The following is a 23,742-nucleotide window of genomic DNA, read 5'->3' as shown; positions in this document are numbered from 1 at the left end:
TTGCCAGCTTTTCTGGCTCCTTCCAGGAATCGCACAGTGACCACACTAGAAAATACCATCGGCAACACGCCCCTGATCAAGCTTCAGCGCATGACGCCCGCCAACGGCAGCGAAATCTGGCTGAAGCTGGAAGGCAATAATCCCGCAGGTTCGGTAAAGGATCGTGCCGCTTTCTCGATGATCGATCGGGCCGAGCGTCGCGGTGAGATCCAGCCGGGCGACGTGCTGATCGAGGCCACCAGTGGCAACACCGGGATCGCGCTGGCGATGATCGCCGCGATGAAAGGCTATGCGCTGAAGCTGTTGATGCCTGAGAACATGAGCGTGGAACGCCAGATGGCGATGCAGGCTTACGGTGCCGAGCTGATTCTGGTCAGCAAAACTCTCGGGATGGAAGGCGCACGCGATCTGGCAAAGGAGATGGAAGCCAGAGGCGAGGGCAAGGTCCTCGACCAGTTCAACAACCCGGACAATCCGCTGGGACATTACACCACCACCGCACCGGAAATCTGGCAGCAGTCTGCCGGACGATTAACCCATTTCGTCTCCAGCATGGGCACCACCGGCACCATTACCGGCGTGGGTCGCTATCTGAAAGAGCAGTGCGACAGCGTGCAAATCGTCGGTTTGCAGCCCGCTGAAGGCAGCAGCATTCCCGGTATCCGTCGCTGGCCCGAGGCCTATTTGCCGGGCATTTACCGCCCGGAGCTGGTGGACCGGGTGATCGATATGGCGCAGGCCGAAGCGGAGCAAACCATGCGTTTGCTGGCCCGCCGTGAAGGCATTTTCTGCGGCGTCAGTTCCGGCGGTGCGGTTGCCGGCGCACTGCGCATTGCGGAGGAGCAGCCGGGCAGTATCGTGGTGGCGATAGTGTGCGATCGCGGCGACCGTTATCTCTCTACCGGCGTTTACTAATTCCTGCTGATACACTGTAAGGATTAGGTAAAACCGGCTGCTATTAAGTCACCGACAGGTGAATATAGCGGCTGACTCACTGAGAGATGCTGTATGAAAATTTTACTGGTCGACGACGACCTCGAGCTGGGCACCATGCTCAGCCAGTACCTGATTGCTGAAGGCTTCGACGCTTCGCTGGTGTTAACCGGCAAAGCGGGCGTTGAAGGCGCACTGTCTGGCGAGTACAACGCGATGATCCTCGACATTATGCTGCCCGATATGAGCGGTATTGATGTGCTGCGCCAGGTCCGGCAGAACTGCCGCCTGCCGGTGATCATGCTGACCGCCAAAGGCGACAACATTGACCGGGTGATTGGCCTGGAAATGGGTGCCGATGACTACGTGCCGAAACCTTGCTACCCGCGCGAGCTGGTCGCCCGACTGCGCGCCGTGCTGCGCCGCGTTGAAGAGCAGCCGGTGGTTGTCGAAAGCAAAGAGCTGGCAACCTGGGGCGATCTGACGCTGAATCCGGCCACGCGCATCAGCGAATGGAAAAAACAGGCGTTTGATTTAACGGCCTCGGAGTTCAACTTGCTCGATCTGCTGCTGCGTTCTCCTGACCGCGTGGTCTCGAAGGACGAGCTGTCTGAAAAAGGCCTTGGACGCCCGCGCGAAGCCTATGACCGCAGCGTCGACGTGCATATCAGCAACATCCGCCAGAAGCTGGCCGCCTTAACTAACGAGACGATCAACATCGAAACCGTGCGCAGCATTGGCTACCGTATCCGATGAAAGCAGGGTTTCGCGGGCTGTTGTTCTGGAAAATTTTGCTGGGCTTCTGGCTGACCTTTTTGATCATGAGCCAGTTTCTGTGGCTGAGCTTTTCCTTTTACGGCAAGCACCATGAGCCGCCGGAAAGCCTCGCGGCCCGGCGCATCGTCAATCTGCAGATGACCTCGGCGGTGTCGGTCCTGCAGCGCGGCGGCATGGACGCGCTGAATGATATGATGGCCGACTGGTCTGACAGCGACCGCCGTTTCTTCTCGGTGCAGGTGATGCAAAAGCCGCCGCAGGAAATTCCGCGCGGCGATTTGAATCGTGACCTTCGTCCGGGTGAGTTTCCTAAAGAAGTGATTGAGTGGGTAACCGGTGCCGACGGCCAGCAGTATCAGCTGCGCTACGATGTGCAGGGCCTGCGCGAAGACAGCCATATGGGCGGCCCGCGCCGCAGCTTTCTCAATATCCCCGAGCCGATGCTATTTTTGGCCGGCGGCGGCGGTTTACTCTTCAGCCTGATACTGGCATGGAACCTGACCCGACCGATGCGCCAGCTGCGCGCCGGGTTTGACCGCGTCTCCAAAGGCGATCTTTCGGTGCGCCTGTTCCCGGTAATGCGGCGTCGTTACGATGAGCTGTCGGTGGTGGCGCAGGATTTCGATGCAATGGTTGAGCGCCTTTCGGTGCTGGTGAAGGCGCGCGAAGAGCTGCTGCATGATGTCTCCCATGAATTACGCTCCCCGCTGGCACGTTTGCAGCTTGCTACCGGACTGGCCCGCCAGACGCCGGAATCCGTTGGCCAGTCGCTGGATCGCATTGATGAAGAGGCGCGTCGTCTGGATAAGATGATTGGCGAACTGTTGACCCTCTCGCGGGCTGAACATGAAGCCATGCCCGACGAGCAGTACTTTGATTTACTGGGCCTGCTGGAAGCGGTGGCAAACGATGCCCGCTATGAAGCGCAAATCCCCGGTGTGGAAATCCTGCTGTTTGCCGACAAGAGCGGCGACTACACCGTTAAAGGGGATGCCAAGCTGATCCGTTCGGCGGTGGAAAACGTAGTGCGTAACGCGCTCCGCTACTCATTGCAGGGACAACGGGTGGTGATCAATCTGCGTCAGGAGCAGGGCTGGCTGAATATCAGCGTGATCGATCAGGGGCCGGGCGTGGATGCCGATAAGCTCTCCAGCATCTTCGATCCCTTTGTGCGGGTGAATTCGCCGCTGTCGGGAAAAGGCTACGGACTGGGGCTGTCGATCGTCCGCAAAGTGCTGCTGGCCCATCAGGGCGAGGTCAGCGCAGTCAACGGCAAGAACGGCGGACTGGAACTTACGTTACGTTTGCCACACTGGGTGGTTTAATTGTGCCGCACGGTGCTATGATTGTCGGCTTAAATCGTTAGCAATCACGTTCATGAGGTAAGGGATGAGTAAAGTTGCGACCAGCAAGCAACAGGAAGTCCAGCGGATCGTTGAAGCGTTGTCCATTGCCATCGCTCAGCATCGTTTAAAGCCGGGAACGCGACTGGTGGAAGCGCAAATTGTGGACGTGCTGGATGCCAATCGCAACCACGTTCAGTCGGCCCTGCAACGCATGGCGCTGCAGCATATCGTCACCATTGAGCCCAACCGTGGCGCGATGGTCGCGCAGCCAGAAGCCCGTGAAGCCCGTGAAATTTTTACTGCCCGCCGCGCCATCGAAAGCGCCATCATTGCCTGCATTACGCCTGAAAATATGGCTGCCCATCTGGCTGAGCTGGAAGCCCAGCAGCTGGCGGAAGTGAATGCCACGAAGCTTGATGACCGCCGGGAAATTGTCCGTGAGCTGAGCCAGTTTCATCTGCTGTTAGGCAAAGTCAGTGGCAATCAGGTGCTGAGTGAAATCCTCGCCAACCTGATGGTGCGCAGCTCGCTGATTGTGGCGCTTTACCAGCGTAACGATATTCCTTCCTGCCAGTGCGACGAGCACAGCGCAATTGTCAGCTCGCTGAAAGAGGGCGATCTGGCCCGTGCGCAGGCGATTATGATTGCCCATCTTAATGAGCTGGAGCAGCAGCTGGATCTGAATGACACCTCGCCAGATTCCCTGAGCCTGCGCCAGGCGCTGACGCTCTCTTCCTAGTCTCTGAGTAACTGCGCGGCCGGGCGATGAAAGGTTTGTCGCCCGCGCTTAAAGCCCATCAGCGGCACCGCGATTTCCCTCACGACCTCACACGCCTGCGCGCTGGCAAACACCACAAAATCAGCCTGACATCCCGGCGTTAAGCCATAGTTTTTTAGCCGCAACATTTTCGCCGACTGGCTGGAGATCCACGCCAGGCAGCGCAGCATTTCTGCTGACGTGGCCAGCTGCGTGACGTTGGCAAACAGGTTTGCCTGACGCACCAGCGACGCATCGCCATACGGCGTGAACGGGTTGCCAATGTTGTTGCTGGAAAGTGAGCAGGTCACGCCGCAGCGATCGAGCGTGGCCAGCGGCGCAACGCCACGCGGCTTCAGCTGAAACTGGTCACGGCCAGTGAGAAACAGGTCGGTGGCAGGCAGGGCGGTGATCTGCACGCCCGCTTTCGCCAGCCGGTGTGCCAGCGCGATCAGCTGCGGTTCAGCCAGGGCTGAGAGACGTGTCGCATGGCCCAGCGTGACCCGGCCCGCCATCTGCCAGCGTTCGGTGGCGGCAATCACATAGTCCATGTTGCTGCTGTCGGCCTGCAGATCGAAGTCCAGATGGAAATCGAGGTCCACCTGCCAGCGAGCGGCCAGCGCAAACAGGCGATCAATCTGCCCGCAGGGATCGCTGTCGGTATACGGGCAGCCGCCAAGCAGGTCGGCACCTGAAGCCAGCGCGTCCTCCAGTAACGCCTCTGTTCCCGGATTGTTCAGCAAGCCTTCCTGCGGGAAAACGCACAGGCTGAGATCGATCGCCCACGCATAATCCGCTTTCAGCCGTTTGATCGCCTTAAACCCGGTGAGCCCAATCTGCGGATCGATTTCGATATGCGTGCGGATCCAGCTGGTGCCCTGCAAAATGGCCTGCTCCAGCACTTTCGCCCCGCGCTGATAGACATCCTCTTCGCTAAAAGTGGCTTTCGCCAGCCGGGTTTGTTCGATGGCTTCGCCGAGCGTGCCCTTGTGCAGCTGGCAGCGGGACAAAATACAGGCTTTATCCAGATGAAGATGGGTTTCCACCAGCCCCGACAGCACCAGATTGCCGCCTAAATCGACGGTGGAACAGCCGGGGATTGCTTTCTCAGGCGAGGAGATAAATCGGCCGTCTTGCACCCACAGGGTTTGAAGCCGGTCGCTGTGGGCCAGCCGGGCATGAATAAACTGAACAGCACTCATGGTGAATCCTTAATTGCTAGCAATATTATAATTATCTCTAGCAATTTAGATGCCATTTTGTTATTCCTCACCCCATCCGGGCTGACCAGCGCCGTTGTGGCGCTGACGGAATTCCCTGATGCCTGTTCAAGTAAAACTGGAGAAAACCATGACTAACGATTGTTCAGCGGTTGATCTCGTCAAAGACTTTTTGGCGGCATCAATGGCACCGGACCCGGTGCTGGCGGCCACCTATATGACCAAAGATGTAAAAATCACCTTCACCGGACGGCGCGAAATGCCCGATCCGCAGGCGATCACTGCATTTAACGGTGCCCGCTATAAATGGGTAAAAAAACAGTTGGGGCAGTTCGACTGGATGGATCGGGGCGATCACGTTGTGGTTTATGCGACCGGCACGCTGTATGGCCAGTGGCCCGATGGCCGCGAGTTTGCCGGCAATCGCTACGTCGATCGTTACGAAGTGCGTGAAGGTAAAATCACCCATATGGACGTGCTGAACGACAGCGCTGAATGGATCCTGACGCCAGAAATCGGCCGCACGGCCTGATCCCCGCAGGAGCGGATCGCTTCCGCTCCTGCCGCTTTGCACCAATACGGTGTGTTTTCCTGCTTTTTTTGTTCCATTTTTGGGCAACTCAATCTGCTCTGCTTTTTCTCCCCTCCGCCTAATCTCCCGTGTTATCAGCTTATTTTTCCTTTTCTGCGATCTGGCACAGTTAATGCTAGCAATGATTGCTAGCAATTAAAGGGTTTGTTGCTATTTGTTTAAGGTGCCTCTTCTTTCACTGTTACCTCCAGGCGGAAAAATGAAAAAAGTCATGGTTACACTGTTGTTGGGTCTGATTGCTTCTCCGTGGGCAAAGGCTGAAAACGTCGTACGTTGGGCCGTTGCCGCAGATATTCCCACGCTGGCCCCTTACGCCTATGCCTCTACCACGGCGTTGACCTTCCAGAACCATATCTATGAAGCGTTATTGCAGCGCGATAACGACCTGAAGCTGCAGCCGACGCTGGCGACAGGCTGGGAATATGTTAACGACACCACGCTGCGCTTTACCCTGCGTCAGGGCGTTAAGTTCCAGAACGGTGATGACTTTGATTCGGCCGATGTGGTGGCATCCATTGCGCGCGTCACCGATCCGGCTTCCGGCATCCGTGCCAACGCCTCCACCATCAAAGATGCGGTGGCCGTCGACAAGTACACCGTCGATATTCATCTGAAAGAGAAAAGCGGTATCGCGCTGAATGAACTGAGCGGTGTGATGATGATGGACAAGGAGTGGATGGCACAGCATAACGCGCTGTCACCGACCAGCATGAGCCAGGGAACCGAAGGCTTCGCCACCAATAACACCAACGGCACCGGACCCTTTATGCTGCAAAGCCGCCAGCGTGAAGCGCAGATGGTGCTGGTGCGTAACCCCGACTGGTGGAACAAGGCGCATTCGCAAACCAACATTGACCGCATTATTTTCAAACCGATCACCGCCGACGCCACGCGTCTCTCCGGCATTCTGGCGGGCGAATACGATTTGGTGACCAGCGTGCCGTTGCAGGATATCGCCCGGCTGAATCAGGATCGGACGCTGCAAACCCTGATCAGTCCCTCGCTGCGCGTCGACTTCCTCACCTTTAACCTGCGCGACACCCTGAATGCCGGCAACGTCGACGGCAAAAACCCGCTGAAAGATCTGCGCGTGCGTCAGGCGCTGATGATGGCGGTGAACCGCGAGGCCATCGTGCAAAAAATCATGCGCAAAATGACCAACGTCGCCAATACCTATCTGGCACCGGCCATTCCTGGCTATGACGCGGCCAGCGCCATCACGCTGGACTACAACCCGGAAAAAGCCAAAGCGTTGCTGGCCGAAGCGGGTTACGGCAAAGGCTTTTCACTGGCGTTTGACTGCCCGGAAGGGATGTATATGAACGCGCCGCAGTGGTGCCAGGCGGTGCAGAGCTACTGGGCAAAAATCGGCGTCAAAACCACGCTGACCATGCATACCAACAGCGTTTACAACCAGATCACCGATAACGGCAAAACCGATATTGGCGTGCTGGGCTGGGCGAACCTGCCGATTATGGATGCCTACAGCATTTCCGTGCAGCTGCTGCATACCAATGACGGCAGCGGCTACGGCATGTTCAACGTGCCGCGCTACTCGAATCCCGCCGTCGATAAGCTGATCGAGCAGTCTATCCCGGAGCTGGACAGCGCGAAACGAACCGAAATGCTGCGTCAGGAGATCAACCTGGCGCAGGCAGACCTGCCGTTTATGCCGATGCATTTCGAGCCGGTGGTGTGGGTGGCGAAGAAAAATATCGCCATCAAGCAGAGCCCGGACAACGTGGTGCGCCTGTGGTACAGCAGCGTTAAGTAACCCTCTGAACGGACAGATGACCTATGCCTCTCTTTCTGATTAAGAAGTTGATTCAGGCGCTGTGTCTGATGGTGGTGGTGGCGTTTATCGCCTTCTCGATGTTCCAGTATCTGGGCGATCCGGTGAATAACATGCTGCCGGAAAGCGCCACCCAGGCGGAACGGATGCAGCTGAGAAATTCGTTAGGATTGAGCGATCCGATGCTGACGCAGTTTCTGCACTTTATGCAGCGCATCCTGCACGGCGATTTCGGCATCTCCTATTACAACCAGGTCGATGTGTTCCATCTGATTATGGAACGCCTGCCCGCCACGCTGGAGCTGGTGTTTGTGGCGGTGGTGCTGTCGCTGGTGGTGGGATTTCCGTTGGGCGTCTGGTCGGCTATCAGCAAGAACCGGGTGATGCCCGGCCTGATCCAGGGCCTGTCGTTAATCGGCATCTCGTTACCCAGCTTTCTGACCGGCATCCTGCTGATCATCATCTTCTCGGTGTGGCTGGGCTGGTTCCCTTCCAGCGGGCGCGGTGACACGGTGCATCTGGGCTTCTGGAGTACCGGCCTGTTAAGCCTGAGCGGCTGGCGCTCGGTGATCCTGCCGGCGGTTTCGCTGTCGCTGTTTATGATCACCCTGATTATCCGCCTGGTAAGAACGCAGATGCTGGAGGTGATGGGCACCGATTACATCAAGTTCGCCCGGGCGCGAGGGCTGAAGTCCCGCAGCATCTGGTTCCACCATGCGCTGCGTAATGCGCTGCTGCCGGTGGTGACCATTATCGGCCTGCAAATCGGCGGGCTGATCGCCTTCGCCATCGTCACCGAAACCGTGTTCCAGTGGCCCGGCATGGGTCTGCTGTTTATTCAGGCGATTAACTATGTCGATATCCCGGTGATTTCGGCCTATCTGATTTTTATCGCACTGATTTTTATCGTTATTAATACCACGGTCGATCTGCTCTATTTCCTGATCGATCCACGAATGAAAAAACAGTGAGGGCGGAATAATGAAAATGCCACAAAACCCGGCCGTAGCCGCGCCCAGCGGGAGCCTGACCCGGTTACGTCAGCGCCTTTCGGCCTGGCGGGACAGTGATTTTCTCTGGCTGTTCTGGCGCTCAAAACCGGTGGTGCTGGCCTTTATCTGGACGCTGGTGCTGCTGCTGGCGGCGTTGTTCAGCCACTGGCTGGCACCGCACGCGATTTTTGACAGTTCCAGCTTCGATCTGATGGATTCAGAACTGCCGCCGGCCTGGCTGGAGGCCGGCGATCCGCGCTTCTGGCTGGGAACGGATGTGCAGGGCCGGGATGTGCTCTCCTTAATTCTTTACGGCTTAAGCATCTCCTTAACGGTTGGGGTGATCAGCGTGGGCTGCTCGCTGGTGGTGGGCACGCTGCTCGGGGTGATCAGCGGATATCTCGGCGGCTGGGTGGACACGCTGATCATGCGGCTTGCCGACGCGATGTTAAGTATTCCCACCATTATGTTTTCACTGTTGATCAGCGGCGTGGCGCGAGGGCTGGTGCCGAAAGAGATGTACGGTGCGGTGGCGATGCCGGTGATTGTGCTGGCGATTACCCTGACCGGCTGGATGCAGTATGCCCGCACCATCAGAAGCCTGACGCTGCTGGAGAAGCAGAAAGAGTATGTCCAGGCGTCCCGCGTCAGCGGTGGCGGCACCCTGCATATCATGTTTGCCCATATCCTGCCGAACGTCATCAGCCCGCTGTCGGTGCTGGCGACCCTGCATCTTGGAATGGCGATCCTTACTGAAGCCACGCTCTCGTTCCTCGGCGTCGGCATGCCGCCGGATCAACCTTCGCTGGGCACGCTGATCAACGAAGGTAATCAGTTTTTATTCTCGGGTCAGTGGTGGGTGGTGTTATTCCCGGCGCTGGTGTTGGTGACGCTGTCGCTGGCGTTTAACGTGCTGGGCGACTGGCTGCGCGATGTGCTTAACCCGCGCCTGCGCTAAGTGAGAAAAGAATGATGAATCCTGACGCGATTGAAATTGAACCGTTGCTGGAAGTGAAGCAACTTTCGGTGGAATTCCTGCACCGTAAAGGCGATGTGCAGGCGCTGCATGAGGTCAGCTTCTCGCTGAAGCCGGGGGAAATCCTCGGCATCGTTGGCGAATCCGGTGCGGGGAAATCGCTGACCGGCGCGGCGATCAGCGGATTGCTGACCCTGCCGGGCCGCATCAGCGGTGGCGAGATCCGCTTTAATCACCAACGCATTGATAACCTGAAAGAGGAACCCCGCCGCAAGCTGCGTGGCAAAGCGATTGGTTGCATCTTCCAGGATCCGCTGACCAGCCTGAATCCGGTGTTGACCATCGGCGACCAGCTGACCGAAACCATTGCCACCCATCTCAAGCTCTCCGCGTCGGCCTGTCGCCAGCGGGCGATTGATTTGATGACCGAAGTCGGCATCAGCAGCCCGGAAATGCGTATGGACCAGTACCCGCATCAGCTTTCGGGTGGGTTACGTCAGCGCATCGTTATCGCGCTGGCGCTGTGCGTCGATCCGCAGCTGGTGATCGCCGATGAACCGACCACGGCGCTGGATGTCTCGGTGCAGGCGCAGGTGCTGGCGCTGCTGCGGCGGTTATGCAAACAGCACCAAACCGCCGTGATGCTGATTACCCATGATATGGGCGTGATCGCCGAAATTTGCGATCGGGTAGCGGTGATGTACGCCGGCAGACTGGTAGAGATTGGGCCGGTTGCCGACGTCATTCACCATCCCCGTCATCCCTATACCCAGGGGTTGATGGCGTCTATTCCGTCGATGCATCAACGTCAGGAATTCCTCACCCAGATTGAAGGCGCGATGCCGCGTCTGACGCAACTGCCGTCGGGCTGTACCTTCCATCCGCGCTGCACGCACTGTACGGCACACTGTCGTCAACAGGAGCCCGCCTTGCTGACTGTCGGCTCATCAAGCGTCGCCTGTCTTAACCTGCCTGGGAGTCCGCTATGAAATCCGTTTCGTCTCCACGCGTGGTGCTGTCGGTCAAGGATCTGCATATCAGTTTTCGGGTCGGTCAGCGCAGCCTGTTCAGCAAAGGTAAGCCGCCGCGGCTGCAGGCAGTGCGCGGCATCAGCTTCGATATTTGTCAGGGCGAAACCTTCAGCCTGGTTGGCGAATCCGGCTGCGGTAAATCGACGGTAGCGCGCGCGCTGGCCGGGCTTTATCAGCCGGAAGCGGGCGAGATCGCTTTTGCCGGGCAAACGTTAGATCCCCAGGCGGCACCTCCTGCCAGCGGCATCCAGATGATTTTTCAGGATCCCTACGCCAGCCTGAATCCCCGCTGGCGAATTGAGCGGATTATTGCCGAGCCTCTGTGCCTGCAAAAGCGGGTAGGGCACTACCGTCAGGCGCGGCAGCAATGTATTGCTCTGCTGGAGCAGGTGGGGCTGACGGCGGCTGATATGGAGAAATATCCGCACCAGTTTTCAGGCGGGCAGCGGCAGCGAATCTCTATCGCCCGGGCGCTGGCAACCCAGCCACGATTTTTGATCTGTGATGAGCCTACCTCGGCGCTGGATGTGTCGGTGCAGGCGCAGGTGCTGAACCTGATGCGCAAGCTTCAGCGCGAGCTGGGGCTGACCTACTTTTTTATCAGCCATAATATGTCGGTGATTTCGCACTTCTCCGATCGCGTGGGGGTGATGTATCTGGGGCGCATCGTTGAGACCGGCACCGTCGAGGAGATTTTCAGTCATCCGGCGCACCCTTATACCCGTCTGCTGATGGCCGCCATCCCTAATCTTGAGGGCAACACCCGCGAACGCAGCGCATTAACCGGCGAGGTTCCCAGCCCCTTAAATCCGCCTTCCGGCTGTGCCTTCCACCCGCGTTGTCCGCACGCCACGGCGAAATGCCGCAGTGAAGCGCCCGTAATTCATTCCCGCTCGGCCAGCCATCAGGTGGAATGCCATTTCCCCGAGCTGGCGTTACAGCCTCAGCAATCCCTTATCACAGGAGCAGCAACCTTATGACCTTATTGATTAAGCAGGCGACGGCATTTGACCATCATCAACCCGAAGACTGGCTGCTGGAGCAGGGTAAAATCGTGGCCAGAGCCGCGACGTTGCCCGCACCGACCGCTGACTGTACGCTGATTGATGGCCGCGGCTTCCAGCTTTTCCCAGGCCTGGTGGATGGGCACGCGCACATTGATAAAAGCGTCTGGGGACGCGACTGGTATCACAACGATGTGCCACGGGATCTGACGGCGATTATCGCCAACGAACGGGACTATCGCCGCAATCAGCAGCCGGATATTCAGCTGCAATCGGAGCGGATAGTCCGTGAGTGCATCAGCCACGGCACCGCGTTTATCCGTAGCCATATCGATATCGATAACGAATGCGGGCTGAATAACCTTGCTGGCGTGCTGGCCACCAAAGAAACGCTGCGCGGGCAGGTGGATATTGAAACCGTTGCCTTCCCGCAGAGCGGGATTTTGCGCAGTCCGGGAACGGAAGCACTGCTGGAAAAAGCGCTGCAGATGGGGGCCGATCTGATTGGCGGACTGGATCCCTGCTCGTATGAAAAGGATCCGGTTAAACACCTCGATATCATTTTCCGCCTGGCGACGAAATATGGCAAAGGCGTGGACATTCACCTGCACGAATTGGGCGAACTGGGGGCGTTCAGCACCGAGCTGATCATCAACCGCACGCGGGAATACGGTTTAGCCGGTAAGGTGACCATCAGTCACGCCTTCTGCCTTGGGATGGTTGATGCCGACGCGCAGAAACGCTTTGCCGACCAGCTTGCCGAGCTGGACATCGCCATCGCCACCACTGCGCCTACTAACGTCGCCGTTCCGCCTTTCGATCTGCTGCGTGCCGCAGGCGTGCGGGTCTGCGCCGGGAATGACGGCGTGCGCGATACATGGAACCCCTATGGCAACGGCGATATGTTGCAGCGCGCGATGCTGATGGGCTTACGCTACCGCTGGCGCAAGGACAGTGAAATCCTCAAGGCTGCGCGAACCGTTACCGAAGGCGGCGCGGAGGTGATGCGGCTGGAAAATTACGGTCTGAACGTTGGCTGTCGGGCGGATATGGTGCTGGTGCCGGCCCGCGCGATGGCGGAAGCGATCGCCTGCCCGCCGTCGGGACGCACCGTGATCAAACAGGGGGTGGTGATTGCCCGCAACGGGGAGTGCCTGTTTTGACCGACATCCCGCAGAAAGTCAGCCGCATCCGGGCGCGCTGGGTGGTTGGCTATGAAAACGGCGATCATCAGCTTTTTCAGGATGGCGAAGTGGTCTGGCAGGGCGCGCAGATACTTTTTGTCGGCCATGGTTATCCGGGCGAGGTTGATGATGAGATTGAGGCCGGAAATGCGCTGGTGGGGCCCGGTTTTATCGACCTGGACGCGCTGGGCGATGTCGATACCACCGTGCTGGGGTTTGATAACCAGCCCGGCTGGCGTAAGGGCCGGGTTGTCGCCGCCGACTGGGTCCGGCGCGACCTGTACAGCCGCGACCAGCTCGACTTCAGTAAACGCTATGCTTACAGCCAGCTGTTACGCACCGGCATTACCACCGCGCTTCCCATCACCTCCATCCTCTATCGCGAGTGGGCAGAAACCTTTGATGAATACTGCTACGCCGCTGACGTGGCGGAATCGCTGGGCATCCGCGCTTACCTTGGTCCGGCCTTTATGGCTGGCTACCACGTGGTGGAAGCCGACGGTAGCATTACTCTGCGGCTGGATGAAGCCAAAGGTCTGCACGGACTTGAGCAGGCGGTGGCGTTTGTCGACCGGCTGTCGGCGCGGAACTGCGCAACGGTTAAAGGTATGCTGGCACCGGATCGGATTGAAGGTGGCACGCCCGCGCTGTTCAACGGTCTCTCACAGGCCGTTAACGCGCTGCGCTGTCCGACACGCCTGCACTGTTGCCAAAGCCAGCTGGAGGTCAATGAGGTGGCTTCCCGCTTTGCAGGCAAGAGCTCGCTGGAAGTGCTGGAGGATTTCTCGCTGCTCAATCGCCACATGCTGTTACCGCATGGGCAGTTTTTAGGTGGTCCTCAGCCTGACAGCGTGAAGATCTCCGCAGACATCGCGCGGCTGGCGGCGTCGCAGGCCACGCTGATTTCCTGTCCGCTGGTGTCAGGGCGGCACGGTAAATATCTCGAATCCTTCGACGAGCTGCGTGAGAAGGGCGTAAACCTTGCGCTTGGCACCGATACCTTCCCGCCCGATATGATCAGCAATATGCATCTCGGCACTATTCTGAGCCGCGTGGTGGCGTCGGACAGCGCTGCAGCCAGCGCGGCCGGGTATTACCGTATGGCGACGCTGGGCGGTGCCAAAGCCCTTGGCAGAGAGGATTTAGGGCGACTGGCTGCGGGCGCGCAGGCGGATATTGTGCTGTTCGATCTGGATGAACCGGCGATGGGGCAGGTTTTTGATCCGATCACCGCGTTGGTGATTAACGGCAACGGCCGCGATGTGCAGGGCGTGATTGTGGCAGGAGAGAAGGTGTTGTGGGACCGACAGCTGGTTAAGCCGGGTTTTGATCTCGATCGGCTGCATCACCAGGCGGGCATTCAGCTGACCGAGTTGCAGCAAACCTATCCGGAGCGAAGCTGGCAGCATCCTGAGGTCAGCGAGATATTTCGCTCTTCGTTCCCCATCCGACGCGGCAAACAGCCATAAAAAAAGCCCCCTGACTGCTCAGGGGGCTCTGTTTCAGACGCAAAACCGATTACTTACGGATACGGATCACAGGTGTTTCACCCACGAGCACAGAACCTGTCAGTTTAACCAGCTCTTTGATCTCATCCATGTTGGAGATGACGACCGGCGTCAGCGTTGATTTCGCTTTTTCTTCCAAAAGTGCCAGGTCGAACTCGATAACGACGTCGCCTTTTTTCACTTTCTGGCCTTCTTCAGCGATGCGCTTGAAGCCTTCACCCTTCAGTTCAACCGTATCAATTCCGAAGTGGACAAACAGCTCGATGCCGTTGTCTGACTCGATGGAAAATGCATGATTGGTTTCGAAAATTTTACCGATGGTGCCATCAACCGGCGCAACCATTTTATTGCCAGTAGGTTTGATAGCGATACCGTCGCCAACAATTTTCTCCGCAAACACTACGTCCGGTACGTCTTCGATATTGACGATTTCACCAGACAGCGGCGCTACGATCTCAATGGCTCCAGATGCGGTATCTGACTTATCGCCAAAAAGTTTTGAAAACAAACCCATGATCTTCTCCTAAGCAGTAATATTGGGCCAGCGTCTACACATCTTAGCAGAGTGTTTTTTCTTCAATGAACTTGTTAACCAGGTTCATCAACTCATCCGCTGTCGGTTGAGCCATAGCCTGCTCTGCTAATGCCTTCGCATCTTCAAAATTCGTATTACGAATAATTTTCTTGATGCGTGGGATAGAAATGGCACTCATGCTGAATTCGTCCAGCCCCATTCCCAATAACAACAGTGTAGCACGTTCATCGCCAGCCAGCTCACCACACATCCCTGTCCATTTGCCTTCAGCATGAGACGCATCAATAACTTGCTTGATAAGTGTCAGTACGGAAGGGGTCATCGGGTTGTACAGATGCGAGATCAGATCGTTACCACGGTCAACCGCCAGCGTGTACTGCGTCAGGTCGTTGGTACCAATACTGAAGAAATCAACTTCTTTAGCCAGATGATGCGCAATTGCCGCTGAAGCCGGTGTTTCCACCATAATGCCCACTTCAATGGTCTCATCAAAGGCTTTGCCTTCTTCGCGCAGCTGCGCTTTCAGCGTTTCCAGCTCGCCTTTCAGGGTGCGAACTTCTTCGACCGAAATGATCATCGGGAACATGATGCGCAGCTTGCCGAAAGCGGAAGCACGCAGGATAGCGCGCAGCTGAGCATGCAGGATTTCCGGACGGTCCATCGCGATACGGATGGCGCGCCAGCCGAGGAATGGGTTGTCTTCTTTTGGCAGGTTCATGTACGGCAGATCTTTATCGCCGCCGATGTCCATGGTGCGCACGATCACTGCCTGCGAGCCCATCGCTTCAGCCACGGCTTTGTAAGCCTGGAACTGCTCTTCTTCGGTAGGCAGGGAGTCACGGTCCATAAACAGGAATTCGGTACGGTACAAGCCGACACCTTCTGCGCCGTTACGCTCAGCGCCGGCGACGTCGCGCACGGTACCGATGTTGGCACAGACTTCAACCTGATGGCCATCAAGCGTAATCGCCGGCAGATCTTTCAGCTTCGCCAGGTCGTTTTTCTCGCCCACGTACTGCGCGTGAATCGCCTTTAGCTCTTCAATTTTTTCTGCGGTTGGATTGACGTAAATCTGGTTGTTTACGCCGTCCAGAATCAGATAGTCGTCATTCTTAACCTGAGAGGTGACATTGCCGGTACCGACGATGGCAGGGATCTCAAGGGAACGCGCCATAATCGAGGTGTGTGAGGTACGGCCACCCAGATCGGTAATAAAGCCCAGCACCTTGTCGAGGTTCAGCTGTGCGGTCTCTGACGGCGTCAGATCCTTGGCAACCAGCAGCACTTCATCAGCAATGGCGCTGAGATCGACGATGTGCAGACCCAGAATGTTCTGCAACAGACGCTTACCGATGTCGCGCACGTCAGCCGCACGCTCTTTCAGGTATTCATCATCCAGCTCTTCTAACGCTTTCGCCTGGCCTTCAATCACAGAGTGAGCAGCCGCGTCGGCAGAAGACAGATCGTCTTTAATCAGGGCTATGATTTCCTGTTCCAGCTCTTCATCTTCCAGCAGCATAATATGCCCTTCGAAGATGGCCGCTTTCTCTTCACCCAGCGATTCGCCGGCTTTGATGCGGATCGCTTCCAGCTGGCTTGCAGCCTTGGTGCGACCGTCGAGAAAACGCTGAACTTCTTGCTCAACCTGGTCGGCAGCAATTTTTTTCCGGTTGATGACTATCTCATCTTCTTTCAGCAGAAGCGCTTTGCCAAAAGCGATACCCGGTGATGCTAAAATACCTGAAATCATAACCCTACCTTTTTAATTACTAGTAATCACCCGGGGCGAACAACCCAGAATCTGTGGGTCAATCACCTCAGCGAGCCAGCCTCTATGTAGGCGACAGCGTAACACGCTGGCTGCTCCCGGTTTGCACAGAAACGTACTTTACGAAAGCAACAACGCGGACATGCTGTCCGCGATCAATATGTTTGCACTAATTTTACTGGCTCAGCGTGAGAAGAGGCGCTTATTCGAGCTCTGCCATCAGCTTGACCAGATGCTCAACCGCTTTCTGCTCGTCTTCACCTTCAGCAGACAGCATCACCACAGTTCCCTGAGTCAGGCCCAGAGTCTGCAGCTTGAACAGGCTTTTCGCGCTGGCTGATTTGCCGTTAGAGGTCACGGTGATGTCTGATGCAAAAGCTTTCGCTTCTTTCACGAACTGTGCAGCAGGGCGGGTATGAAGGCCGTTAGGTGCGGTGATGGTAACTTCTTGCTGGAACATGCTTTTTCCCCAACTTATTTTGTTTGATGTTATCGACCTAAAGTCTAGCCTGGTGACCGGACTTTAGCCTGGATGTGTCGCGCTGGCCTGCGTACAAAGACGCGCCAAAAAATGCGCTGTTTAAGGGTAGGGTGGAGGCGGAGTAAAACCTGTTACGCGCCATCACTAACCTGTTCCCATTATGCCGCGAATTGTGCCGTAGCGCCAAACCAGTAAATCGATTCAGCTTGATCCATCTCACGCGGCGATTAATTTTGTGGATCGAAATAATGGCAGCTTAGATACCAGACACTGACGGGTAAAAGCAATCTGCAGGATGGCAAAACTTTGATGTGCTCCACAAAAAAGCACCCGTTTGGGTGCTTTTTTAGACAAATCCGCCTGCTGCAGCGTTACTGCTGCAATTCTTTCTCGGTGAAGAGATCGGCAAACAGCGCAGTACTCAAATAGCGTTCGCCGGAGGACGGCAAAATCACCACGATGGTCTTATTAGCGAAGGCTTCTTCTTCCTGCAGCTTCAGTGCTGCAGCAACCGCCGCACCGGAAGAGATGCCGGCCAGAATCCCTTCTTCTTCCATCAGACGACGGGCAGTAGAAATGGATTCTTCGTTGGTGATCGCCACCACGCGGTCAATCAGGTTCAGGTCGAGGTTGCCTGGGATAAACCCGGCACCGATACCCTGGATTTTGTGCGGACCAGGCTTGATCTCTTCGCCTGCTAACGCCTGAGCGATAACCGGAGAATCCGTTGGCTCTACTGCAACGGTGATCAAATCCTTTTTGCCTTTGGTATTTTTCAGATAACGGCTAACGCCGGTCAGCGTTCCGCCGGTACCGACACCGGCGATAAACACATCCACGTTGCCATCGGTGTCTTCCCAGATTTCAGGACCGGTGGTTTTTTCGTGGATTTCTGGGTTGGCTGGGTTGCTGAACTGCTGCAACAGCACGAATTTGTCCGGATTGCTGGCAACCACTTCTTCCGCTTTGGCGATGGCACCTTTCATGCCTTTTGCGCCTTCGGTAAGGATCAGGTTGGCACCCAGCGCTTTAAGCAGCTTGCGGCGCTCAACGCTCATCGTTTCCGGCATGGTCAGCGTCAGCTTGTAACCGCGCGCAGCGGCAACATAGGCCAGTGCGATACCGGTGTTACCGCTGGTTGGTTCAACCAGTTCAACACCTGGCTTCAGAATGCCACGTTTCTCTGCGTCCCAAATCATATTGGCACCGATACGGCATTTTATGCTGAAGCTCGGGTTACGGGATTCCACTTTTACCAGAATGCGACCGTTACCGATGCGGTTCAGACGAACCAACGGTGTATGACCGATTGTTAAAGAGTTGTCTTCATAAATCTTACTCATAGCCCGTCCTTAACTGTATGAAAAATTGGGAACGCAGAAAGCATACCCGCTTCAGTTTCTCAAGGAAGTGAAGAAATCGTATATATATATGTTATGCAGAAATAAGGGCAATGGAAATGGCATAAGGCCCTACGCCACCCGCCCGAGCGTCGTGCGATAGCGGTCAACCCACATCGCCGTGGCGCCACAAACCGCCACCGGCATGATCGCTAAATTCAGAATAGGGACCATGGTGAACAGGCTGACCAGCGCGCCAAACTGCATGTTGTCGGTTTTGTTTTGCCGCAATGCCATACGCATCTGCTGGAAGCTGACTTTATGGTTATCGAACGGATAGTCACAGTACTGAATCGACAGCATCCAGGCGCTAAACAGGAACCACAGCACCGGCGCAACGGTCTGGCCAAAGCCCGGCACAAAGTAAAGGATCAACAGCACAATCGCGCGGGGCAGGTAGTAGGCCAGCTTTTGCCATTCGCGTTTCATGATGCGCGGAAGGTCTTTCACCAGACCGGCCCAGCCACTGTCTGGCAGCGGCTTGCCCGTTAATCTGGCTTCAAGCTGCTCGGCCAACAGGCCACAGAACGGCGCGGCTATCCAGTTGGCAATGGTGGAGAAGAAATAACTGAACACCAATACGATTGAAATAACGGTCAGCGGCCAGAGCAAATAGCTTAGCCATTGCAGCCAGTCGGGAACTTTAGCCATCAGGGCCGGGAGCCACTGGCCAAGTTGCCAGAACAGCCAGATAAAAGCACCGCCCATTAGCAGGACGTTGATCGCCAATGGCACAATCACAAAGCGGCGGATGCCCGGCAAGCGGATCAACTTCCAGCCCTGCGAAAAATAGTGAATGCCATTAACAGAAGGTGGGGTATTTGTCGGGGCCATGGTCTGATTTTCTCCTTACAGACGGTGTTGCAACGCTAGCATAACTCAGCTATTTGCGCTGACCAGTGCGCTTTTGAACGAAAAAACAGCAAAAAACCGTGTTGATGCACGCTTATTTGTCAGAAAATACTGCACGGACTTGCACTTGTTAACCAGGGCAAATACAGTTAGAGGATAAAGTTTGCCGCGGTGGCAAGGTATTGGAACAACAGAGAATACAATGATGCAGGATTTGCGTCTGATATTAATCGTTGTTGGCGCGATCGCCATAATAGCGCTTTTACTGCACGGCCTCTGGACCAGCCGTAAAGAGCGCTCATCCGTTTTTCGCGATCGCCCTCACAAGCGTTTAAAACAGGAAAGAGAAGAGACATTTGACGACGTCGATGATGGCGTGGGTGAAGTGCGGGTGAAACGGTCGCGAGCTGATGATGAAGACGATGATGTCGTTCCTCCAGCCGCTTTTGGCACTGATCAAGCGCCACCGCGTCCCGTTCGTGCCCAGCCTGAACCGGTACGTCACCAGCCGCAGATTGACGAGCAGCCGGAACTCGATCCGCTGTTCGGTGGCGAACTGCCGCATGCGCCTGAACCTGATTACGACGATGAGCCGGAGCCTGTTCGTCAGCAGCCGCCTGTTCATCAGCCGCAGCCTGCCGCTAAGCCTGACGTCGCTACCCGTGCGCCGGTTGCCGAGGCTAAAGCGGAACCGGTCGCCGCAGAGCCAGAAGCGCCTGCAGCGGCACCGAAGCAGGAACGCGCGAAGGAAACCGTGCTGGTTCTGCATGTCGGCGCCCACGCTGGCGGCACGCTGAACGGCGAAGCGCTATTACAGGGCGTGCTGCAGGCGGGCTTCCAGTTCGGTGAGATGAACATCTTCCACCGTCACCTGAGCCCGGCCGGAAGCGGCCCTGTGCTGTTCAGCCTGGCGAACATGGTGAAACCGGGTTCGTTTAACCCCGACGATATGGGTGATTTCACCACGCCGGGCATTTCCATCTTTATGATGGTGCCTTCTTATGGCGATGCGAATCAGAACTTCAAGCTGATGCTGCAATCTGCCCAGCGTATCGCCGATGATGTGGGCGGTGTGGTGCTGGATGATGAGCGCCGCATGATGACGCCGCAGAAGCTTGAAACCTATAAAAACCGTATTCGTGATGTGATCGAGGCCAACGCCTGACTCACTGAGCAGTAAGGCAACAGCCTGACTTCCCGTTTTTCCAAAACCCCCGCCAGTCGGGGGTTTTTTATCGCTATGGTGCCGCTATGGAATCCGTACAAGACAAAATCACTGCGCTGCAAACCACTCTCCGCCATCACGAATATCAGTATCACGTGATGGACGATCCTGAGGTTCCCGATGCGGAATACGATCGGCTGATGCGCGAACTGCGCGAGCTGGAACAGGCACATCCTGAACTGGTCACCGCCGATTCGCCCACTCAACGCGTTGGCGCGGCACCGCTCGGCGCTTTTGAGCAGGTTCGTCACGAAGTGCCGATGCTGTCGCTGGATAACGCCTTTGATGAAGAGAGCTATCTGGCTTTCTATAAGCGGGTGCAGGATCGGTTAAAGAATACCGATGACATCACCTTCTGCTGCGAGCTGAAGCTGGATGGACTGGCGGTCAGCCTGCTGTATGAAGATGGCCTGCTGGTGCGGGCTGCGACGCGTGGCGACGGCACAACCGGTGAGAACATTACCGCCAACGTGCGCACTATCCGCGCCATTCCCCTGCGTCTGCACGGCGAGAATATCCCGTCGCGGGTGGAAGTGCGTGGCGAAGTCTTTATGCCGCTGGCAGGATTTGAAGCGTTAAATAATGAAGCGCGCCGCACAGGTAACAAAGTTTTTGCCAACCCGCGCAATGCCGCCGCAGGCTCGCTGCGCCAGCTTGATCCCCGCATCACCGCCAAACGGCCACTGACGTTTTTCTGTTACGGCTTTGGCCTGCTGGAAGGCGGCGAGATGCCGCGCAGCCATATGGCGCGTTTGCAGCAGTTTAAGGCCTGGGGGTTGCCGGTCAGCGACCGTATCAAGCTTTGCCATACTGCCGAGGAAGTTTTGGCCTTCTATCGCCAGGTTGAGCAGGATCGCCCGACCTTAGGGTTTGATATTGATGGTGTGGTCATCAAGGTGGATTCACAGGATCTGCAGGAGCAGTTAGGGTTTGTCGCCAGGGCCCCGCGTTGGGCGGTGGCGTTTAAGTTCCCGGCGCAGGAGCAGATGACCACCGTGCGTGATGTCGAGTTTCAGGTGGGCCGGACGGGCGCTATCACCCCGGTAGCCCGACTGGAGCCGGTGCAGGTGGCTGGCGTGATTGTCAGCAATGCTACGCTGCATAACGCCGATGAAATCGAGCGTCTTGGGCTGCGTATCGGCGACCGGGTGATTATCCGTCGCGCCGGTGACGTTATCCCGCAGGTGGTCGGGGTGATTGAGTCAGAGCGCCCGGACGATGCGCGCGAAGTGGTATTCCCAACCCATTGCCCGGTCTGTGGCTCCGATGTTGAGCGCGTCGAGGGTGAAGTCGTTGCACGCTGTACCGGCGGCCTGATCTGCGGTGCTCAGCGCAAAGGCGCACTGAAGCATTTCGTTTCCCGCCGCGCGCTGGATGTTGATGGCATGGGCGACAAGATTATCGATCAGCTGGTGGAGAAAGAGTACGTCCATACGCCAGCCGATCTGTTCAGGCTGACCGCAGGCAAACTCACCGGGCTGGATCGGATGGGGCCAAAGTCAGCGCAAAACGTGGTGAACTCGCTGGAGAAGGCGAAGACCACCACGCTGGCGCGTTTCCTTTACTCCCTTGGCATCAGTGAAGTGGGTGAAGCGACAGCCGCTAACCTTGCTGCGCACTTTGGCTCGCTGGAGAAGATCATGGCCGCCGATCTGGACGCGCTGATCGCGGTACAGGATGTCGGCACCGTGGTGGCCAGCCATCTGCGTAACTTTATGGATGAAGAGAGCAACCGTGAGGTGATCCGTCAGCTGGTGGAAGAAGCGGGTATCAACTGGCCGGCCGTTGAAGTGGTCAATGCGGCTGAGATCGACAGTCCGTTTGCCGGAAAAACCGTGGTACTGACCGGTTCACTGACGATTCTGTCGCGCGATGAAGCCAAAGACCGCCTGACGGCGTTAGGCGCCAAGGTCAGCGGCAGCGTATCGAAGAAAACGGATCTGGTGATTGCCGGCGAAGCGGCAGGTTCCAAGCTGGCCAAGGCTCAGGAATTGGGTATCGACGTGATTGATGAAGCTGAGATGATCCGTTTACTGGGAGAGTGAGATGGAAAAAGAGCATTTGCTTGAAATCGCCAACAGCATCATGCCTTTTGGTAAATATAAGGGCAGGGCGCTGATTGATTTACCGGAAGAGTATCTGTTGTGGTTTGAACGGAAGGGCGAATTTCCGGCGGGTCATCTGGGTGAGCTGTTGCAGCTCACCCTCGCGATAAAAATCGAAGGGCTTGATGGGCTGGTGAAACCGCTGAAGCGCGGGTGATCACCAGCCCGGTCTGCATTACTTCTGCGATTCAACCACGGCGGCTTTTGCTTCCACCTTCTGCTTAGCGGCCAGCTTCTCGCCGGTTTTTTTATAGCGTTGCGCCAGCATCGAGCAGACCATCAGCTGCACCTGATGGAAAATCATCAGCGGTAGCACGATGATGCCCACCGAGGCCGACGGGAACAGAATGTTGGCCATTGGTACACCGTTCGCCAGGCTCTTTTTCGAGCCGCAGAACAGGATGGTGATTTCATCTGCGCGATTAAAGCGGAACAGTCGTGCGACCAGCAGGTTGATCACCAGCGCCACAAACAGGATCCCCAGGCTACCTGCAACAATATACAGCAGCGTAGATGCGCCCACGCGATGCCAGATGCCGTTTACCACCGCTTCACTGAACGCGGAATAGACCACCAGCAGAATCGACGCCTGGTCGGTTTTACCAATCAGCCCACGGTTTCTCTCCACCCAGCCCGCAATCCAGCGGCGTGAAAGGTGACCCACCACGAACGGCACTAATAGCTGCAGCATAATCTTACCGATCTGCTCAAAACTGCCGCCGGCCGCATCGCTGTGCACGTTCATCACCAGGCCCACCAGCATCGGCGAGATAAATACGCCCAGCAGGCTGGACGCCGAGGCGCTACACACCGCCGCGGCGACGTTGCCGCCCGCCAGTGAGGTCAGGGCAATGGCTGACTGTACGGTGGCCGGCAGAATGCACAGGTACAGGAAGCCGGTATAGATTTCCGCGCTTACCGGCAGCGGGTGCCACCAGACGAACAGCAGGCCAAGGATCGGGAACAGCACGAAGGTGCTGCACATCACCCACAGATGCAGTCGCCAATGGCTGCCACCGGCAATGATTTTTTCTTTAGACAGCTTGGCGCCATGCATAAAGAACAACAGCGCAATCGCCGCCGTGGTCAGGTATTCAAAGAATTCCACAAAATGCCCACGCGCGGGCAGGAAGGTTGCCAGCAGCACGGTAATAATCAGTTTCAACATCAGTGGATCGATACGGAAGATGCCCATTGTTAATGCCTGGTTAAAAAAATGATGGGGGCTATTGTGCGCCGGGCGGTTTTAGAAATAAAATTGATT

22 protein-coding genes are annotated in these 23,742 nt (G+C 56.6%); 15 read left to right on the top strand and 7 right to left on the bottom strand.

Annotation, left to right across the window (positions count from 1 at the left end; all coding sequences use genetic code 11):
• Nucleotides 1-36 precede the first annotated feature (36 nt).
• The 4 genes from cysM to EBC_RS18140 all read left to right on the top strand — a co-directional run bounded on the left by cysM (nucleotide 37) and on the right by EBC_RS18140 (nucleotide 3,795).
• Entirely contained in the window at nucleotides 37-915 is an 879-nt protein-coding gene (gene cysM / locus EBC_RS18155; protein WP_013203305.1) for a cysteine synthase CysM, read from the top strand.
• A 93-nt stretch (nucleotides 916-1,008) separates the two neighbouring features.
• A complete protein-coding gene (locus tag EBC_RS18150; protein WP_013203304.1) occupies nucleotides 1,009-1,689 on the top strand; it encodes a response regulator transcription factor in 681 nt (226 codons plus the stop codon).
• A complete protein-coding gene (locus EBC_RS18145; RefSeq protein ID WP_013203303.1) occupies nucleotides 1,686-3,035 on the top strand; it encodes an ATP-binding protein in 1,350 nt (449 codons plus the stop codon). The genes EBC_RS18150 and EBC_RS18145 overlap by 4 nt, the downstream gene beginning before the upstream one ends.
• Before the next feature lie 64 nt (nucleotides 3,036-3,099).
• Complete coding sequence (locus tag EBC_RS18140; protein WP_013203302.1) at nucleotides 3,100-3,795, top strand: GntR family transcriptional regulator; 696 nt, start codon at nucleotides 3,100-3,102, stop codon at nucleotides 3,793-3,795.
• Here the strand turns inward: EBC_RS18140 and EBC_RS18135 are convergent.
• Nucleotides 3,792-5,015 (bottom strand): amidohydrolase family protein, encoded by a 1,224-nt coding sequence (locus EBC_RS18135; protein ID WP_013203301.1) that lies wholly within the window; start codon nucleotides 5,013-5,015, stop codon nucleotides 3,792-3,794. The two genes, EBC_RS18140 and EBC_RS18135, sit on opposite strands and share 4 nt — an antisense overlap.
• A 148-nt stretch (nucleotides 5,016-5,163) precedes the next feature.
• On the opposite strand from EBC_RS18135, the gene EBC_RS18130 reads away from it, so the two are divergent.
• The 8 genes from EBC_RS18130 to EBC_RS18095 all read left to right on the top strand — a co-directional run bounded on the left by EBC_RS18130 (nucleotide 5,164) and on the right by EBC_RS18095 (nucleotide 14,073).
• Complete coding sequence (locus EBC_RS18130; RefSeq protein WP_013203300.1) at nucleotides 5,164-5,565, top strand: nuclear transport factor 2 family protein; 402 nt, start codon at nucleotides 5,164-5,166, stop codon at nucleotides 5,563-5,565.
• A gap of 259 nt (nucleotides 5,566-5,824) precedes the next feature.
• A complete protein-coding gene (locus EBC_RS18125; RefSeq protein WP_013203299.1) occupies nucleotides 5,825-7,399 on the top strand; it encodes an ABC transporter substrate-binding protein in 1,575 nt (524 codons plus the stop codon).
• A 23-nt stretch (nucleotides 7,400-7,422) separates the two neighbouring features.
• Nucleotides 7,423-8,388 (top strand): ABC transporter permease, encoded by a 966-nt coding sequence (locus tag EBC_RS18120; RefSeq protein WP_013203298.1) that lies wholly within the window; start codon nucleotides 7,423-7,425, stop codon nucleotides 8,386-8,388.
• Between the two features lie 10 nt (nucleotides 8,389-8,398).
• Nucleotides 8,399-9,367: an ABC transporter permease gene (locus EBC_RS18115; RefSeq protein ID WP_013203297.1), complete on the top strand. Its 969-nt coding sequence runs from the start codon at nucleotides 8,399-8,401 to the stop codon at nucleotides 9,365-9,367.
• A gap of 14 nt (nucleotides 9,368-9,381) precedes the next feature.
• Complete coding sequence (locus tag EBC_RS18110; RefSeq protein WP_013203296.1) at nucleotides 9,382-10,374, top strand: ABC transporter ATP-binding protein; 993 nt, start codon at nucleotides 9,382-9,384, stop codon at nucleotides 10,372-10,374.
• Nucleotides 10,371-11,396: an ABC transporter ATP-binding protein gene (locus tag EBC_RS18105; RefSeq protein WP_013203295.1), complete on the top strand. Its 1,026-nt coding sequence runs from the start codon at nucleotides 10,371-10,373 to the stop codon at nucleotides 11,394-11,396. Before EBC_RS18110 ends, EBC_RS18105 begins: the two co-directional genes overlap by 4 nt.
• A complete protein-coding gene (locus EBC_RS18100) occupies nucleotides 11,393-12,583 on the top strand; it encodes an amidohydrolase family protein (protein WP_013203294.1) in 1,191 nt (396 codons plus the stop codon). Before EBC_RS18105 ends, EBC_RS18100 begins: the two co-directional genes overlap by 4 nt.
• Complete coding sequence (locus tag EBC_RS18095) at nucleotides 12,580-14,073, top strand: amidohydrolase family protein (RefSeq protein WP_013203293.1); 1,494 nt, start codon at nucleotides 12,580-12,582, stop codon at nucleotides 14,071-14,073. Before EBC_RS18100 ends, EBC_RS18095 begins: the two co-directional genes overlap by 4 nt.
• A gap of 49 nt (nucleotides 14,074-14,122) precedes the next feature.
• Here EBC_RS18095 and crr read toward each other — a convergent pair whose 3' ends face one another.
• From crr to cysZ, 5 genes are all read right to left on the bottom strand, one after another.
• On the bottom strand, nucleotides 14,123-14,626 hold the full coding sequence (crr, locus tag EBC_RS18090) for a PTS glucose transporter subunit IIA (RefSeq protein ID WP_013203292.1): 504 nt from the start codon (nucleotides 14,624-14,626) through the stop codon (nucleotides 14,123-14,125).
• A gap of 43 nt (nucleotides 14,627-14,669) precedes the next feature.
• Nucleotides 14,670-16,397: a phosphoenolpyruvate-protein phosphotransferase PtsI gene (gene ptsI / locus EBC_RS18085; RefSeq protein ID WP_013203291.1), complete on the bottom strand. Its 1,728-nt coding sequence runs from the start codon at nucleotides 16,395-16,397 to the stop codon at nucleotides 14,670-14,672.
• Nucleotides 16,398-16,617: 220 nt separating this feature from the next.
• Complete coding sequence (gene ptsH, locus EBC_RS18080) at nucleotides 16,618-16,875, bottom strand: phosphocarrier protein Hpr (RefSeq protein WP_013203290.1); 258 nt, start codon at nucleotides 16,873-16,875, stop codon at nucleotides 16,618-16,620.
• A gap of 392 nt (nucleotides 16,876-17,267) precedes the next feature.
• On the bottom strand, nucleotides 17,268-18,239 hold the full coding sequence (gene cysK / locus EBC_RS18075) for a cysteine synthase A (protein WP_013203289.1): 972 nt from the start codon (nucleotides 18,237-18,239) through the stop codon (nucleotides 17,268-17,270).
• A gap of 129 nt (nucleotides 18,240-18,368) precedes the next feature.
• Nucleotides 18,369-19,130, bottom strand: a complete 762-nt coding sequence (cysZ, locus tag EBC_RS18070) for a sulfate transporter CysZ (protein ID WP_013203288.1) — start codon at nucleotides 19,128-19,130, stop codon at nucleotides 18,369-18,371.
• A gap of 220 nt (nucleotides 19,131-19,350) precedes the next feature.
• On the opposite strand from cysZ, the gene zipA reads away from it, so the two are divergent.
• From zipA to EBC_RS18055, 3 genes are all read left to right on the top strand, one after another.
• Complete coding sequence (zipA, locus tag EBC_RS18065; RefSeq protein WP_013203287.1) at nucleotides 19,351-20,313, top strand: cell division protein ZipA; 963 nt, start codon at nucleotides 19,351-19,353, stop codon at nucleotides 20,311-20,313.
• 86 nt (nucleotides 20,314-20,399) lie between these two features.
• The gene (gene ligA, locus EBC_RS18060) at nucleotides 20,400-22,418 is read left to right on the top strand and encodes an NAD-dependent DNA ligase LigA (protein ID WP_013203286.1); all 2,019 of its coding nucleotides are present in this window, start codon (nucleotides 20,400-20,402) and stop codon (nucleotides 22,416-22,418) included.
• Between the two features lies 1 nt (nucleotide 22,419).
• Nucleotides 22,420-22,635 carry a DUF3820 family protein gene (locus EBC_RS18055; protein WP_013203285.1) on the top strand — a complete coding sequence of 72 codons (216 nt, stop codon included), beginning with the start codon at nucleotides 22,420-22,422 and terminating at the stop codon, nucleotides 22,633-22,635.
• A gap of 18 nt (nucleotides 22,636-22,653) precedes the next feature.
• Here EBC_RS18055 and EBC_RS18050 read toward each other — a convergent pair whose 3' ends face one another.
• Nucleotides 22,654-23,673, bottom strand: coding sequence for a bile acid:sodium symporter family protein (locus EBC_RS18050; protein WP_013203284.1), 1,020 nt, complete (start codon nucleotides 23,671-23,673; stop codon nucleotides 22,654-22,656).
• Nucleotides 23,674-23,742: the final 69 nt, after the last annotated feature.

It is taken from the genome of Erwinia billingiae Eb661 (assembly GCF_000196615.1).
Taxonomy (GTDB): Bacteria; Pseudomonadota; Gammaproteobacteria; order Enterobacterales; family Enterobacteriaceae; genus Erwinia; species Erwinia billingiae.
This window is presented reverse-complemented; position numbering and strand designations above follow the sequence as displayed.